Raw genomic sequence first — 14,563 nt, 5'->3', positions numbered from 1 at the left:
AAGTTAGATATGTTGCCTGCGGAATTCGGGCGTCTGCACCGCAGGGGCTGCGCCGCCTTCGCGCAAGCTCTCCGCGAGCTTGTGCTTGAGTATCTTGCCGGTCGATGTCGCCGGCAAGGCATCGAGGATGACAATTTCGGAGGGCCGCTTGTAAGAAGTAAGCTGAGACCGGACAAAATGCATCAGTGTCTCTGGTGTCGTGCGGGATCCCGGCAGCAATTGTACAAAGGCCACGATCTCCTCATTGCCGTCCGCGGCACGACCGACCACAGCGGATTGCACGACGTCCTTGTGTGAATTGAGAACCGCTTCGACCTCCGCGGGATAGACGTTGAAACCGGAACGAATGATCATTTCCTTGGTGCGGCCGACTATGTACAGACAGTCGCCGTCGAAACGCGCGAGATCGCCGGTATTGAACCAGCCCTTGCTATCGATCACCTTCGCGGTAAGCTCGGGGGCACGATAGTAGCCCAGCATCACGTTGCGCCCGCGAACATGCAGCTCGCCGACTTCACCGGGTACAGTCGGAAATCCTTCGATGGTTCGCACCCGCGCTTCCACGCCTGGCAGCAGCGTGCCAACAGCCTGATCCGAGCGTGGCTTATCGAAACGTACGCCTGATACTCCCGGCGAGCATTCGGTGATTCCGTAGCCGTTGAGCAGCGGAAGCCCGAACTCCTTCTCCACACGCAACTTCAGATTCAGATCCAGCGGCGCGCCGGCGACGGCAATCAAGCGCAACGCGCCTCGGGGGAGTTGCTCCACGCCTGATACGCTCTTGTGCTCCAGCAGGCGCTGATAGGTGGCAGGCACGCCATTGAGGATGGTGACGCCCTCCTCCGCGATGGCCTTTGCGGTCGCGGCAGGATCGTATTTGCTGACCATCCGCACCGTGCCACCAACCATCAGCGTCATGATCAGGAGCGAGATGCCGACGATATGCGAGATCGGCAGCACAAGATAGATCTTGTCCTTCTCGTTCATCCTGCGGAAATACGCGGTGGTCTTTGCGCTAATCAGAAGGTTGTCATGCGAGAGCATCACGCCCTTGGGAGTCCCCGTCGTCCCTGACGTGTAGATCAAAACCGCGACTTGCCTTGCTGGATCGATCTCCACCGGCTGGACTGTCGCGCTTTCGTTGAGCGAGCCAACACCAATTTCCGCCAGCGGGCCAATTCGCCGATTCTCGGCGCCGTAGCGAGCGGCGTGAGCAGCGGCCTCCTTCGAAATGCCGGACGTGAAGAACATCCGCCGGGCGCCGCTGTGGTCGCGGATCTGGTCCAGTTCGCGCGCCGACAAGCGCGGGTTGGCGACAATCGCCCAGGCGTCGAGCCGGCTCGCCGCCAGCAGCAAAGCGGCGAGCGCAATACAGTTCTCGCTGACAATGATCATCCGATCGCCGGCTCTTAGCCCCAGCGATGAGAGCATGGTGGCGATCTCGCCAACGCGCTGCTCCAGATCTCGATAGCTCCAGGAACCTCCGTCCTCGACCAGCGCAATCCGGTCGGGTGCCCTGGCGACCGGCCCTGCCGTGACTTCATGGATTCGGCTCGGCAAGCCGACAGCAATCTCGTCGACACTGATCGTCTCTGAAACCTCCGTCACGACTGACCTCCCGACCGACCATGCCGACGTTGCAATGCGACACAATTGGCTCCGACTTATAGTTCTTTTTTAGAACTCGTCAATCAATAAATCGTCGTCAGCCTTTTCCGGAGTCGAATGGACAGTCCATCTGCGGGTATCATTTATGCGCGGCTCTCAAAAAGCTCCGTTTACAACGCATCATCCGGCAGCTAGGCTATAGTATCAAATAAGAACTTAAAGGGAGGGTCGAGGATGGCGGCGAGCCGCGGTGTAGCGATACTTGTTGGCGCAGGCGATGCCATTGGCGCGGCGGTCGCCCGGCGTTTTGCCCAAGGTGGCTATACGGTCTGCATCTGCAGGCGCGATGCCTCCAAATCGCAGGGACTCGTGGCCGAGCTGAGGGCTGCGGGGCATGACGTTCACGCATTCAGCGTGGATGCGCGTCAGGAAGCAGAAGTCCAAGGCATATTCGCGCGGGTAGAGAAAGAGCACGGGCCTATCGAGGTTTGCCTGTACAATGCCGGCTCGAACGTCAACAAGCCTCTGCTCGACACCACGGAGAAGCTGTTCTTCAAGGCTTGGGAACTCGCCTGCTATGGTGGTTTCCTGGTTGGACGTGAGGCCGCCGGCGTGATGTTGTCGCGCGGACGCGGCACCATCTTCTTTACGGGTGCGACGGCAAGCGTGCGTGGCGGCTCGGGGTTTGCAGCATTCTCATCAGCGAAGTTCGGACTTCGCGCAGTGGCCCAGGCGATGGCGCGCGAGCTTGGACCGAAGAACATTCACGTCGTGCATCTCCTGATCGACGCCGGCGTGGATAGCGAGGCGATTCACCAACGCATGAAGGCAGCGAAGGGCATCGAAGCAAGCGACATTCCGCCCGATAGCCTGACCAAGACGTCTTCCATTGCCGAAGCCTATTGGTTCACCCACCGGCAGAGCAAAGATGGCTGGACCCACGAGCTCGATCTCCGTCCGTCCGTGGAGAAATGGTAATATGAATGCGACACCAGACCTGACCCTGTGGGGCGTTGGAACGAGTCGCACCATTCGTCCGCACTGGGCCATGCACGAGCTGGGCTTAGCCTACAAGACCAGGCCCATTGGCCCGCGAACCGGCGAAACGAAGACCGCAGAATACACGAAGCTCAATCCGCGTCAGAAGATCCCGCTGCTTCAGGATGGCGACTTCTGCATCGGCGAGAGCGCGGCGATCGTTGCGTACCTGTCACGAACATACTCCACAAAGGAACGCTCGCTGATTCCGGAAGCGACCCGCGAGTATGCCGCATGGCTGGAATGGTGCTTCTTCATCGTCGCGGAGCTGGATTCCACCAGCCTTTACGTGATGCGCCGCCATCGGGCCGACGCGCTCGGACCGATCTACGGCATTGCACCCGAGGTCGTTGCCCAGGCCGGCGAGTATTTCCGCCAGCAGTTGCGCCATGTCGAAGTCGCGCTCGCAGACGGCCGAAAATTTCTGATGGGCGACCGATTTACGAGTGCAGACATCCTGCTCACGACCTGCCTCGAGTGGGCCATCGCCTATGGCGTCGGCATTTGCGACAACGCTCAGCCCTATCTCGAACGCATCAGGAAGCGGGAAGCCTTTCAGCGAGCCGTTGCGGCGAATGTTCCGGTGGCACCGATCACGCCGGCGCCGGCGAAGGTCTAGAATACGTCGCCAACGGGTTTCGCGGTCAGACCGCGACACGCACGCTGCGCTCGGCGACCATCTTGTCGATGGCGCTGTCGTCGTAGCCCAGCTCGCGCAACACGTCGCGGGAGTGCTCGCCCACCCTGGGAGCAGGCCCGCCGATCGCGGCCTCGTTGATCGCAAAACGCGCCGCCGGCTTCGGCTGCCGTACCCGCCCGACCTTCGGCTGGTCGAACTCGGCAATGATATCGCGCGCGACCACCTGTTCATTGTGGATGATCTCGCCCCGCCGCAAGATCGGCGAACAGGGGACGTCGGCGGCATCCAGACGCTCCAGCCATTCTGCGGTAGTGTGCTGGCCGATATACTCCGCCATTTTGTTGATGCGTGCCGTGGCGTTGACCGAGCGCGCCGATGGCGTCGCAAACCGGGGATCCTTGGCAAGCTCGGGGTCGCCGGTGGCGCGGCAAAAACCCTGCCATTCGGAATCGGAAATAGTACCGGCGGTGATGTAGCCGTCGCTGGTCTTGAACACGAGATCAGGCCGATCGTTAGGATCGGCAGCAGTGGCCTCGGCACCCACTACCGTGTATTGCATCATGCCTTCCGGCCACAAATACGAGATCATCGCATCCAGCATGGCGACCTGAATGTGATCACCCTGGCCTGTCTTCTCGCGGGCATAGAGTGCTGCCGCTACCGCCTGGGCGGTGAACACCGCGGTAGTCTTGTCGCATACGATGGTTCGGATCATCTGCGGACGGTTCGTGACCGGCTGCGACTGGATATCGGCAAAGCCCGAGAGGCCTTGGATGATCGGATCGTAAACACGCTTCTTCACATAGGGTCCGGTGTCGCCAACACCGCTGATCGAAACATAGATCAGGCGCGGATGTCGCTGGCGCAACTCTTCCACGCCAAGACCGAGACGGTCCATGGTGCCCGGCCGGAAATTCTGCACCAGGACATCGGTTTGCGCGACCAGCTTGGCGAGAACCTCACGGCCGGCTGCGCTTTTGACGTCAATCGACAGCGAGCGCTTGCCACGATTTGAAGAAATGAATAGCGCGGAGAACTCGCCATCCTTATCAATGGTGGCTCGGCTGCGCCGGGTAATGTCGCCGCCGATCGGCTCGATTTTCAGGACGTCCGCGCCCTGATCCGCCAGGAACATGGTCGCGAAAGGACCCGACACTACGCCTGTCAAATCGAGGACGCGAACGCCGTTGAGGGGGCCGGGCATGACATTCTCCCTGAATTGGTTTTGTTATAAGGCCGACTGAGCTTTCGTCATGCAGGCGCGCGGACGTCTGCGCGGCTCTGCAAAGGCTCCAGGTTCTGGCCTCAGGCCGTCTTCGAAATGGGCTGGCCGATCTGCTCGACGATCGACTCCTCCACATCGCGGAGCTGGTCCTTACCGAAGAACATCTCCTTTCCAACGAAGAAGGTCGGCGAGCCGAATGCGCCACGGTTGACGGCGTCGGTGGTCCGATCGATCAGCCCCTTCTTGACGTCGTCCTGCTGCGCACGCGCAAGCAACCGATCGATATCGACGCCTGAGGAGATGAACGCTGCTCGGAAGGTTTCGAGGTCATCCATCTTCTTCGGCTCCTCCCACATGTGGTGGTAGGCAGCGCGGAAATAGGGTTCGAACACGCCTTCGAACTGCGCCGCGACGGCGCCGCGCATCAACATCAGCGTGTTGACCGGAAAGAACGGATTGGGACGAAACTTCGTCACGTTATGCCGGCGAATGAAGCGCTGCGTCTCCAGCGCCTGGTATTCGGGTTTGTTCTTGATGCCATGAAGGGACTCGAACGGAGACATGTTGCCCGTCGCCTTGAAGATGCCGCCGAGCAGGATCGGGACATATTCGAATTTCACGCCGGTGCGCCGTTCGATTCCGGGAAGGGCAAGTTCCGCGAGGTAAGCGTTCGGGCTGCCGAAATCGAACAGGAATTCAACTTTCAGGGACATGTCAGCTCCTCCCGCAGAGCGCGATGTTTGTTGGGCTTGGCGTGATCTTATAGGCCGAACGCAGGCTGTCCCTCCTTCTATAGTTCTAAAATTGAACTGTCAAATCCGCTCTGAATACCGGGGTTTCGAACTAGCGTCAGGGGTATTGTATCCACTTTAGTACCTATCTAGAATGATGTGAGCGGCGCCTGCCGCTTCCCCTGATTCGAGCGGAACAGGCCCGGTCGACCGGAGAGCAGGAATGAAATGGGATGAACTTGAGGAAGAGCCGTGTTCGATGGCTCGCACCATCGGTGTGATTGGTGACCGCTGGACCCTTCTGATTCTCCGCGAATGCTTCCTGCGCACGCGCCGCTTCGAGGGGTTTCAGTCAGCGCTTGGAATCACCCGCCATCTGCTCGCAGAGCGACTAAAAAAGCTGGTTCGGCTGGGCGTCCTGCGCCGCATTCCTTACCAGGAGTCGCCTAAACGCCACGAGTACATCCTGACGCAAAAGGGCCTCGACCTCTATCCGATCATGATGGCGCTCGTACATTGGGGCGACACCCACATGGTCGACGAACGCGGACGCCCCCTGCTGCACGAGCACCGCAAGTGCGGAAAGATGTTCGACCCCGTGATGGTGTGCTCGGAATGCGGCGAACCGCTTTCGGCCAAGGAAGTTCATGTCCATCCTGGTCCAGGCGCGCGCCCTGCGCCGGAGAGAGTCTTGCTCGACAAAAAGGCGAAACCGAAGCCCCGCAAGAAAGCGGCGTAACGGCGACCAGCCGCCTTTCCCGCAACGGCCAGGCGACTCGCCCCCCGAACGCAGTATTCAGTCTGCTGGCAAATTCGACGGCGATAGCCTCGAACATCCAGTCAGGATGGAAAAGGTGAGTTGCTGGTTAATCAGATGCCCGCCCTCATTGCCGGACGGGAGGCCCATGGCTGCGACGGCCGCCGACAAGCTCAAGCTTTTTCGCATCCGCCGCGCGCCCAAAGGCGGGCGCAAGACGGGCCGCGAGAACTTTTCCTTCAGGCGCGAGGCGACGAGACCGACGACGCCAGGATGCCAGCCTTCGGACGTGCTGCTCGTGTTGCGCCTGGAAGCGCTCTTCCTCGGCCTTTTGGCAACATTCTTTGCTGACGGCTTATGCACGATTAGGCCTGTTGTTCCACGCTGACCGCCTCCAAGCTTGTCGTCCTTTTCGGCTGGGACTGCCTCGTCTCATTTTCTTGGATTGCGCTTCGCGCCCTATATTGCAGCCGAAGTCGCGAGTGGCTCACGGAAGTTCCGCGAACCACTTTGGGCCTCGATATGAGATTTGCTTGGTGCATCGCACCGCTTGTTTCCCGGGCCTGGCTCCGGTGTCAGAAAAACTCACATCTAACCGAGAATTAATGCAATCCCGAACCGAGGGTCGATTGCCTACAGTCCACCCGCAGCCTGCCTGTGCATGCTCCGAGGCCACGGCGCCTTCTTGAGGTCGTCTCAGGCGCAGCCGAAGAGGTGGAGCTTGCTTGTGGCGAAGGCGGCAACCCAAAGAGCCGGAACTGGCTCGGACAAACAATGGGAGATTAGGGATGAAACTGAACCGTCGTCATTTCGCGTTTGCGATCATGGCCGCCGCTGGCTTGGCGATCGCCGCGCCCGCCAGCGCAGATGTCCTGGATAACATCACCAGCAAGAAGAAGATCCGAGTTGCAACCGACCTGGGCATCCCGCCCTTCGGCATGCTGGACGGATCGCTGAAGCCGACCGGCTCGGACGTCGAAGTGGCCAAAGCTCTGGCCGCTGATTGGGGTGTCGAACTCGAGTTCGTCAACACAACCGGCCCGACCCGCATTCCGAACATCAATACGGACAAGGCCGACGTAGTCATTTCGTCGCTTTCCATCACGGAAGAGCGCAAGAAAGTCGTCGACTATACCAAGCCTTACTCCTTCATCCGCACCACCGTTATTGCGCCGACGAACGACACCACCAAGTCGTGGGAGGACCTCAAGGGCAAGAGCATCGCTGTTGTCCGGACCACAGCGCAGGACGTTGCCTTGTCCGGCGAACGCGAGAAGCAATACGGCTTCACCGTTATCCGCTTTGACGACGACGCCACCGCCATTACTGCCGCCGTCTCCGGCCAAGCGACCTATCTCGGACTGGCGGACCCGCAGATGAGGACCATCAATGAACGCTCCAGCAATCGCAAGTTCGAGGCCAAGCTGGTGATCAGCCAGTTCCCCATCGCTATGGGCGTGAAAAAAGGCGAGAACAAACTGCTCGACAAACTCAACGAGTGGATCAGCACAAATGCCAAGAATGGTAAGCTGAATGGCTATTTTAAGAAGTTTCACAACATCGATATCCCAAACGAAATCCTCCAATAGCCCGCAGTGTCGTCACATGGCGTGTCGGCGCAGGTGATCCGACCGCGCGTGAAAGCCGGGCCTTCGAAGCCTTCGAAGCTCAAGTTCGTTCGCGCAGTGCCGTTTGGCGTAGATCAACAGCAATAAGCACGACGCTTATCATTGGACGTGTTCATGACCCAGGAACGCATCGAAGCGGACTACCTCCTCGAGACTCCCGACGATCTCGATAGGACTGCCGCAACCATCGCGGGCGAGCAGTCCAGTGGCACTTTCGTCTCCGTACCCGGCGAGACTCCGGAACTTCGTGAACGCTCTGCTGCCCAGATCATCAAGCTCGAAGTTATGAGCCAAGCTGTCGGTCGCCGTTCACTGCCCTCCTCTGGTCCCACCCCCGACAACGAACGCCTCACAAGGGCCAAGCTGACCTTGTCATGGCCGCTCGCCACGCTCGGCCCTTCACTGCCGAACCTGATGTCGACGGTGGCAGGCAACCTGTTCGAACTTCGTCAAGTCAGCGGGCTTCGCATTCTCGATATCCGCATGCCCCCTTCCTTCGCCAAGGCATACTGCGGGCCGAAGTTTGGTGCCGAAGGCACAAGACGCCTGGCAGGCGTCAAGGATCGTCCTCTGATCGGCACCATCATCAAACCCAGCGTCGGCTTCAGCCCAGGAGAAACGGCTGCCTTGGTCAAAACTCTCTGCGAGGCAGGTATCGATTTCATCAAGGATGACGAGCTACAAGCGGACGGCCCGCACTGTCCCTTCAATGACCGCGTCGCCGCCGTGATGCGCGAAATCAATTCCAACGCGGACAAGACCGGCAAGAAGGCCATGTATGCCTTCAACCTGACCGGTGATGTCGAAGAGATGAAACGGCGGCATGACGTTCTGCTGAAACACGGCGCAACGTGCCTTATGGCCAGCCTCAATTCGGTTGGTCTCGCCGGCATGATCGAGCTGGCCAAGTTCTCGCAGTTGCCCATCCATGCCCATCGCAATGGCTGGGGTTATCTTTCGCGCTACCCGATGCTCGGGTGGTCTTTCGTCGCTTGGCACAAGATCTGGTGCCTGGCCGGTGCCGACCATATGCACGTGAACGGGCTCGCCAACAAATTCTCGGAGTGCGACGAGAGCGTCATCGAAGCGGCACGTGCCTGCCTGACGCCGATGTTCGCGGATAAGCCCTGCATCTCCATGCCGGTTTTCTCGTCCGGCCAGGGCGTGAAACAGGTTCCGCACACCTATGCGGCACTCAAATCGACCGACCTGATTATGACGGCCGGTGGCGGCATCATGGGTCACCCCCACGGCCCCGGGGCGGGAGTGTGCGCCCTGCGCGAGGCCTGGGATGCAGCTTTGCAAGGTGTGCCACAGGCCGACTATGCGCTCACCCATCCTGCTCTTCAGGCAGCAATGGATTCCGCAGCATGAGCTTGCACCGTCCCCTTCCCGCCGGGCCGCTCGTCGCGTTCTATGGTGACGATTTCACCGGCTCCTCCGCCGCCATGCAAGTGCTGGCCTTTGCCGGATTGGAAACGATCCTGTTTTTGAAGCCCCCGTCCAAGGAGCTGCTGCGTCACGTCGCCGGCAGCTACAGGGGAATAGGCATCGCAGGCGTCGCGCGAGCTCGCAGTCCGGAATGGATGGACGACAATTTGCCGGCCATCTTCGACCTGATGGACGAAGCCGGGGCGCCGATCCTGCACTACAAGCTCTGCTCGACCTTCGATTCCGCGCCTCACATCGGCAATGTCGGCCGCGCAGCCGAAATCGGTCTTCGCAAATATCCGGGCTGGGCACCGATGTTGGTATCGGACCCCGGCATGGGGCGCTTTCAGGCGTTCGGCAACCTGTTCGCTCATGCCAATGGCGTTGGCTACCGGCTCGACCGCCACCCCACCATGTCAGTACATCCCGTCACGCCAATGCAAGAGGCCGACCTTGCGCGGCACCTTGCCGATCTGAGCCGGCTGCGCGTGGGCTTGGTCGACTTCGCGACCATGAAGAAGGGGGCGGCCGACGCTCTGCTCCAGCACGAACTTCAGCGTGGAGTGGACATCGTCTCGCTGGACGTGCTGGATCAGGAGACACTCGAAGAGGCCGGTCGCCTCATCTGGGAAGGCGCAGGCGAGCGCCAATTCGTTCTGGGCTCCCAGGGCGTCGAGCAAGCGCTGGTGGCTCATTGGCGCGCGGCTGGCTTGATACCGGCAACATTGGCAGTCGCGCCCCCGGAGAAGGTAGACCAGATCGCCGTCGTCTCGGGCTCAGTCTCTCCAATCACGGCCGCCCAAATTCAGCATGCAGAGGCCCAAGGCTTTGAGCTCATCCCGCTCGCTGCCGAGAAAGCCGTTTCGGAAGATGCGCTGAAGGTGGAGACCGATCGGACCATCGCGATTGCCCTGCAGTCCATCAGGAACGGCCACAGCCCCTTGGTCTTCACGGCTGCCGGTCCGGATGACGAACGGGTCTCTGTCTATCGTGCCACCATCGAGACCAGCGATATTCCAGTTTCGGTCGTGAACGATCGAATTGGCAGTGCGCTCGGTAACGTCCTGAATGCACTCATCCGTCAGACCGGTTTGCACCGGGTCGTCATCTCCGGCGGCGATACGTCCGGTCAGGCTGCTTCGCGGCTCGGCATCGATGCGCTCAGTGCTGTCGCGCCGCTGTCACCGGGCGTCCCGCTGTGCCGGGCACACTCACCGGATGCTGCCATCGATGGCCTGGAGATCGCGCTGAAGGGCGGCCAGACCGGCGCACCGGATTTCTTCACCGCTGTTCGCGGCAAACAATAACAGGAGAGATATCGTGAGGCTTCAGAACAAAATTGCTCTCATCACCGGTGGTGCTCGCGGCATTGGCTTCGCCATCGCGAATGCTCTATCTCGCGAAGGCGCAACGATCGCGGTGGCCGACATCAATGGCGAGGGCGCGAACGCAGCCGCTGAAAAGCTGAACGCGGCGGGCGGCAAGGCCTTTAGCTTTTCCGTCGACGTTGCCGAACAGCCTTCCGTCCTGAAAACGCTCAATGCCGTCGTGGCTCAGTGCGGCCGGCTCGACATCCTCATCAACAATGCCGGTGTAGGCGGCAATACGCCCTTCCTGGACACGCCACTGGAGCTCTGGAACCGTATCGTTTCCATCAACCTGACCGGCGCCTTCTTGGTGGCTCAGGCCTGCGCCAGACAGATGGTCGAGCAGGGCCACGGCGGCAAGATCATCAATATCGCCTCTCTTTCCGGCCAACGCGGCGGCAACGGTCGCGCCGCCTACGGGTCGGCCAAGGCGGGTCTTGAATTGCTCACAAAGGTCATGGCGGTCGAGCTCTCCGAACACGGCATCAACGTCAACAACATCGCGCCGGGCGCTATCGAGACCGACATGGCGGCGACCGCGCATGATGCTGCGACGCGCGCGGCTTACAACTATCTGATCCCGATGGTGCGCTATGGCATGCCCGAGGAAATAGCGGATGCCGCCGTGTTCCTGTGCTCGGACGAGGCACGGTACGTTCAGGGACACACTCTGAACGTTGACGGTGGCTTCCGTACTGCTGGGCTAATGTTCGGGGCGCGCAAAGCACCGATGGTTTCGGCGTGAGCGTATAAAGGGAGCCGCCGTGTCGCTGGATTTCTCTCCGATTCTTGAGCGATGGCCAATGCTCCTGGACGGGGCAGTGGTCACCATGAAGCTGGCGACCTCGGCCACCATTCTCGGCTTCATCATCGGCACCCTCTGCGCCATCGGCCGCAACTCCAAGATCGAGTGGCTGTCGAACCTCTGCGCCTGCTACGTTGAAGCTGTCCGCAACACTCCATTCCTGGTGCAGGTCTTCCTGGTCTTCTTTGGCCTATCATCGCTCGGTCTCACCATGAGCGCAATTGCGGTCTCGATCATCGCGCTCACCATCAATGTGGGTGCATACACCGGCGAGATCATGCGTGCCGGTATCAACTCCGTCCATGCGGGACAGTGGGAAGCCGCCGAGTGCCTCGGCCTATCGAAGCCGCAGATCTACTGGCACATCGTCCTGCGTCCGGCCGTCGAACGCGTTTACCCCTCGCTGACCAGCCAGTTCGTCCTGCTGATGCTCGCGTCGTCGATCACGTCGCAGATCTCCGTCTCGGACCTGACCGGCAACGCCAATTTCATCCAGGGCGCTTCATTCCGGCCCATGGAGACCTACCTCACCATCGGCGGGATCTACCTGTTGCTCGCGGTAACCATGCGTTTCGTATTCTGGTTGATCGCCCTGGTGGCGTTCCCGCGACGCCGTCGCCTTGGCACCGCGGTCTGAGGTGCGGCTATGACACCGACATTCGGCCTCATCCATCTCCAGTTTCTCCTGCAGGGTGCCGTGCTGACGCTGGGCCTGTCGCTTTGCGCGTTCATCGGCGGTGGCTTGATGGGCCTGGTCATCGCCTTGTGCCGTGTCTCCGCGAGCCCCGTGCTACGCGGCGTATCCTCCTTCTACATCCAGACAGTCCAGGGGGTCCCGCTCCTCGTCATCATGTTCGCCGGCTACTTCGGCTTGCCCGCAATGGGCTTCTCGATTTCCCCCTTGGTGGCTGCGATGCTGTCCATGACCATCTGGGTCGGAGCCTATTTGGGCGAGTTTTGGCGAGGCAGCATCCAGGCCGTCCCCAAGGCGCAATGGGAAGCTGCGGAGTGCCTGGCGCTCAGCCGCTTGCAGCGGATGTACCACGTCATCATTCCCCAGGCGGTCAGGAACGCAACACCGGGCACCGTCGGCTTCATGGTCCAGATCGTGAAGAACACGTCGTTGGCATCCGCTGTGGGCTTCGTGGAGCTGACGCGGGCCGGCCAACTCATCAACAATTCAACCTTCCAGCCGTTCATAACATTTTCGGTCGTGGCCCTGGTGTACTTCGCGCTCTGCTACCCGCTCTCCGCTGTCAGCCACAAGTTAGAGACCCGGCTGGCGCGCGGCATGCGCACTGTTTGAGGGAGATTACTCGTGCCTGAGATGACTGCGTCCCATACGCCCGCAGGAAACGACGTCGTAGTCCTTCTGCGCGATGTGCATAAGAGCTTCGCGAACCTCGAAGTCCTGAAAGGCATCACCTTCGAGGTCAAGCGTGGTGAGGTGACTGTTCTCATTGGGCCGTCCGGTTCGGGCAAGAGCACGGCACTGCGCTGCCTCGACCGGCTGGAGAAGATCAGCCAGGGCTATATTGAAGTTTGTGGACATAATCTCACCTCGCCCGACCTGAACCTGCGTAAGCTCCGACTGGACGTCGGCATCGTGTTTCAGAGTTACAACCTGTTCCCGCACCTGACCGTCGCCGAGAACATCATGCTGTCTCCGCGCACCGTGAAGAAATTGCCCAAACAGCAGGCCGCTGAACTGGCCAAGCACTGCCTCGCACAAGTCGGGTTATCCGAGAAGTTTGATTCTTATCCCGAGCAGCTTTCCGGCGGACAGCAGCAGCGTGCCGCAATCGCCCGATCGCTGGCGATGCAGCCCAAGGTGATGCTTTTCGACGAGGTGACTTCCGCGCTTGACCCCCAATTGACCGGCGAGGTCCTGCGAGTCATCGAGCGTCTGGCTGATGACGGCATGACGATGGTGATGGTCACCCACGAGATGAACTTTGCTCGACGCATTGCTGATCAGGTTGTCTTCATGCATCAGGGCAAGGTGTGGGAAACAGGGCCGGGCAGCATGCTCGACAGTCCAGCCACGCCAGAATTGCAGGCATTCCTTGCACACGAACTTTAGTCTTTTTGCGCCGTAAACCCAGCACTTTGCCAGCTAGGAGCCCCGAGGCAACGAAAGCTTCGAGGCGCGCTTCAACCCGTCCCGCAATTCCTGCGAAAGCCACTTCTCCAGCGTCTTAAGGTCGCTCCTTGATGCCAAGTGCGGAGCGATCCAAAGCGAGAGCTGACGTTTTCCAGGCACAAAGCCGAACGGGGCAATCAGCCTGCCGGATTCCAGGTCCCCTATGGCGAGCATGTGCGGGACAACGGCGATCCCCAGGCCGAAAGTCGCGGCCTGGATCATCAAATAGAAATGGTCAAACCTTTGGTGCACTTGCGGCGCCCTCTCCTCTTCTCCGACTGCTGCGAGCCAATCGGTCCAAGCATTTGGGCGCGTCGTGGTTGCGAGCAACCTGGCATTTGATAAATCCTTGAGTTTCTTCAGCGAGATCGATTTGAGATAGGCAGGAGAACACACGGGGCCGATCCACTCGGTGCCCAGTGGACGAATGACCGCCGACTTCGGTGGTTCGAACGTGTTGTTGCGAATGGCTACGCTGATGTTGTCTCGCGTGAAATCCACTCGGTCGTAGTTCATGTCGAGCTTGATCTCCATGCCGGGGTGCCTAGCGTACAACCCCGGCATTCGCGGAATAAGCCAGCACATGGTTATCGAGGCCGAGCAGGACAATGTTAGCGGCCCTGGCTTCAAACGCTCAATCGTGGCGTGAATCAGGTTGAACGCCGTCGACAAGCCATCCACGAGTTGCGCGCCATCCCGGGTTGGCACTGATTCCCTGGTGCCGCGCATGAGGAGCGACACACCCATGACTTCCTCGAGCAGCTTGATTTGGCGACTAACGGCGCCATGTGTCACACCGAGCTCGGCAGCTGCACGGCTGATGCTGCGATGTCTAGCCGTCGCTTCAAATGCACGGAGTGCGTTCAAAGAAGGCAAGTGTGGGGGCATCCGATCCTCCGATGATGCAACACTATCTCACATGACGCCCAGTCTAAATCGAGGTCTATTTGAGCGTTGGCTTATTGGGAGCAGCCGGTTTTCAGCGTCAGGTGTGGCGGTGACCGGAGGGACCACGGCTGCTAAATTCCGATGATCTCCCCCGGCGTTTCCGGTGGGCGTTATGGATCAGACGGTCGGGGTGGGCATGAGTTAGCGGGGGCGCCGATTAGGGCGTGCCTTTGATCGACGAGGAGTTGGTCGTTGACGATGGTGCAGCGGCGACTATAGCGGTCCTCAAAGGATCTCCAGGG

The 14,563-nt window shown here is 60.1% G+C and carries 15 protein-coding genes; 11 read left to right on the top strand and 4 right to left on the bottom strand.

The genetic code is table 11. The features are described from left to right. Positions 1 to 3: 3 nt before the first annotated feature. Positions 4 to 1,608, bottom strand: coding sequence for a class I adenylate-forming enzyme family protein (locus BCCGELA001_RS11860; protein WP_060735366.1), 1,605 nt, complete (start codon positions 1,606 to 1,608; stop codon positions 4 to 6). Between the two features lie 234 nt (positions 1,609 to 1,842). Between BCCGELA001_RS11860 and BCCGELA001_RS11855 the strand changes: the two genes are divergently transcribed. Both BCCGELA001_RS11855 and BCCGELA001_RS11850 read left to right on the top strand, forming a co-directional pair. Then, a complete protein-coding gene (locus tag BCCGELA001_RS11855) occupies positions 1,843 to 2,586 on the top strand; it encodes an SDR family NAD(P)-dependent oxidoreductase (protein ID WP_060735365.1) in 744 nt (247 codons plus the stop codon). 1 nt (position 2,587) lies between these two features. Continuing rightward, positions 2,588 to 3,265, top strand: a complete 678-nt coding sequence (locus BCCGELA001_RS11850; protein WP_060735364.1) for a glutathione S-transferase family protein — start codon at positions 2,588 to 2,590, stop codon at positions 3,263 to 3,265. 25 nt (positions 3,266 to 3,290) lie between these two features. Here BCCGELA001_RS11850 and BCCGELA001_RS11845 read toward each other — a convergent pair whose 3' ends face one another. Both BCCGELA001_RS11845 and BCCGELA001_RS11840 read right to left on the bottom strand, forming a co-directional pair. Continuing rightward, positions 3,291 to 4,490, bottom strand: a complete 1,200-nt coding sequence (locus tag BCCGELA001_RS11845; protein ID WP_060735363.1) for a CaiB/BaiF CoA transferase family protein — start codon at positions 4,488 to 4,490, stop codon at positions 3,291 to 3,293. A 101-nt stretch (positions 4,491 to 4,591) separates the two neighbouring features. Then, complete coding sequence (locus BCCGELA001_RS11840) at positions 4,592 to 5,224, bottom strand: 2-hydroxychromene-2-carboxylate isomerase (protein ID WP_008551047.1); 633 nt, start codon at positions 5,222 to 5,224, stop codon at positions 4,592 to 4,594. 241 nt (positions 5,225 to 5,465) lie between these two features. Here BCCGELA001_RS11840 and BCCGELA001_RS11835 point away from each other — a divergent pair, with 241 nt between their 5' ends. The 9 genes from BCCGELA001_RS11835 to BCCGELA001_RS11795 all read left to right on the top strand — a co-directional run bounded on the left by BCCGELA001_RS11835 (position 5,466) and on the right by BCCGELA001_RS11795 (position 13,313). Next, on the top strand, positions 5,466 to 5,981 hold the full coding sequence (locus BCCGELA001_RS11835) for a winged helix-turn-helix transcriptional regulator (RefSeq protein WP_060735362.1): 516 nt from the start codon (positions 5,466 to 5,468) through the stop codon (positions 5,979 to 5,981). Positions 5,982 to 6,147: 166 nt separating this feature from the next. Further along, complete coding sequence (locus tag BCCGELA001_RS37910) at positions 6,148 to 6,387, top strand: hypothetical protein (RefSeq protein WP_008551050.1); 240 nt, start codon at positions 6,148 to 6,150, stop codon at positions 6,385 to 6,387. A gap of 400 nt (positions 6,388 to 6,787) precedes the next feature. Beyond that, entirely contained in the window at positions 6,788 to 7,588 is an 801-nt protein-coding gene (locus tag BCCGELA001_RS11825; RefSeq protein ID WP_008551052.1) for a transporter substrate-binding domain-containing protein, read from the top strand. A 153-nt stretch (positions 7,589 to 7,741) separates the two neighbouring features. Continuing rightward, the gene (locus BCCGELA001_RS11820) at positions 7,742 to 9,001 is read left to right on the top strand and encodes a ribulose-bisphosphate carboxylase large subunit family protein (RefSeq protein ID WP_060737617.1); all 1,260 of its coding nucleotides are present in this window, start codon (positions 7,742 to 7,744) and stop codon (positions 8,999 to 9,001) included. After that, the gene (locus BCCGELA001_RS11815) at positions 8,998 to 10,365 is read left to right on the top strand and encodes a four-carbon acid sugar kinase family protein (RefSeq protein ID WP_060735361.1); all 1,368 of its coding nucleotides are present in this window, start codon (positions 8,998 to 9,000) and stop codon (positions 10,363 to 10,365) included. The genes BCCGELA001_RS11820 and BCCGELA001_RS11815 overlap by 4 nt, the downstream gene beginning before the upstream one ends. 13 nt (positions 10,366 to 10,378) lie before the next feature. Continuing rightward, the gene (locus BCCGELA001_RS11810; protein ID WP_008551069.1) at positions 10,379 to 11,170 is read left to right on the top strand and encodes an SDR family NAD(P)-dependent oxidoreductase; all 792 of its coding nucleotides are present in this window, start codon (positions 10,379 to 10,381) and stop codon (positions 11,168 to 11,170) included. Between the two features lie 58 nt (positions 11,171 to 11,228). Further along, on the top strand, positions 11,229 to 11,867 hold the full coding sequence (locus BCCGELA001_RS11805; protein WP_008551071.1) for an amino acid ABC transporter permease: 639 nt from the start codon (positions 11,229 to 11,231) through the stop codon (positions 11,865 to 11,867). A gap of 9 nt (positions 11,868 to 11,876) precedes the next feature. Then, positions 11,877 to 12,536 (top strand): amino acid ABC transporter permease, encoded by a 660-nt coding sequence (locus BCCGELA001_RS11800; RefSeq protein ID WP_008551072.1) that lies wholly within the window; start codon positions 11,877 to 11,879, stop codon positions 12,534 to 12,536. A 21-nt stretch (positions 12,537 to 12,557) separates the two neighbouring features. After that, the gene (locus BCCGELA001_RS11795; protein WP_008551074.1) at positions 12,558 to 13,313 is read left to right on the top strand and encodes an amino acid ABC transporter ATP-binding protein; all 756 of its coding nucleotides are present in this window, start codon (positions 12,558 to 12,560) and stop codon (positions 13,311 to 13,313) included. Between the two features lie 33 nt (positions 13,314 to 13,346). Here the strand turns inward: BCCGELA001_RS11795 and BCCGELA001_RS11790 are convergent, their stop codons facing one another. Next, positions 13,347 to 14,261, bottom strand: a complete 915-nt coding sequence (locus tag BCCGELA001_RS11790; protein WP_060735360.1) for a LysR substrate-binding domain-containing protein — start codon at positions 14,259 to 14,261, stop codon at positions 13,347 to 13,349. Positions 14,262 to 14,563 lie beyond the last annotated feature (302 nt).

It is taken from the genome of Bradyrhizobium sp. CCGE-LA001 (assembly GCF_000296215.2).
Taxonomy (GTDB): Bacteria; Pseudomonadota; Alphaproteobacteria; order Rhizobiales; family Xanthobacteraceae; genus Bradyrhizobium.
The sequence above is the reverse complement of the archived record's forward strand: the minus strand, read 5'-3'. Positions and strand labels throughout refer to the sequence as shown.

Bases quoted from the DNA above. Each gene is read 5' to 3' on its own strand.
- BCCGELA001_RS11855 (WP_060735365.1), top strand. From the start codon at position 1,843: ATGGCGGCGAGCCGCGGTGTAGCGATACTTGTTGGCGCAGGCGATGCC.
- BCCGELA001_RS11850 (WP_060735364.1), top strand. From the start codon at position 2,588: ATGAATGCGACACCAGACCTGACCCTGTGGGGCGTTGGAACGAGTCGC.
- BCCGELA001_RS11845 (WP_060735363.1), bottom strand. From the start codon at position 4,490: ATGCCCGGCCCCCTCAACGGCGTTCGCGTCCTCGATTTGACAGGCGTA.
- BCCGELA001_RS11840 (WP_008551047.1), bottom strand. From the start codon at position 5,224: ATGTCCCTGAAAGTTGAATTCCTGTTCGATTTCGGCAGCCCGAACGCT.
- BCCGELA001_RS11835 (WP_060735362.1), top strand. From the start codon at position 5,466: ATGAAATGGGATGAACTTGAGGAAGAGCCGTGTTCGATGGCTCGCACC.
- BCCGELA001_RS37910 (WP_008551050.1), top strand. From the start codon at position 6,148: ATGGCTGCGACGGCCGCCGACAAGCTCAAGCTTTTTCGCATCCGCCGC.
- BCCGELA001_RS11825 (WP_008551052.1), top strand. From the start codon at position 6,788: ATGAAACTGAACCGTCGTCATTTCGCGTTTGCGATCATGGCCGCCGCT.
- BCCGELA001_RS11820 (WP_060737617.1), top strand. From the start codon at position 7,742: ATGACCCAGGAACGCATCGAAGCGGACTACCTCCTCGAGACTCCCGAC.
- BCCGELA001_RS11815 (WP_060735361.1), top strand. From the start codon at position 8,998: ATGAGCTTGCACCGTCCCCTTCCCGCCGGGCCGCTCGTCGCGTTCTAT.
- BCCGELA001_RS11805 (WP_008551071.1), top strand. From the start codon at position 11,229: ATGCTCCTGGACGGGGCAGTGGTCACCATGAAGCTGGCGACCTCGGCC.
- BCCGELA001_RS11800 (WP_008551072.1), top strand. From the start codon at position 11,877: ATGACACCGACATTCGGCCTCATCCATCTCCAGTTTCTCCTGCAGGGT.
- BCCGELA001_RS11795 (WP_008551074.1), top strand. From the start codon at position 12,558: ATGACTGCGTCCCATACGCCCGCAGGAAACGACGTCGTAGTCCTTCTG.
- BCCGELA001_RS11790 (WP_060735360.1), bottom strand. From the start codon at position 14,261: ATGCCCCCACACTTGCCTTCTTTGAACGCACTCCGTGCATTTGAAGCG.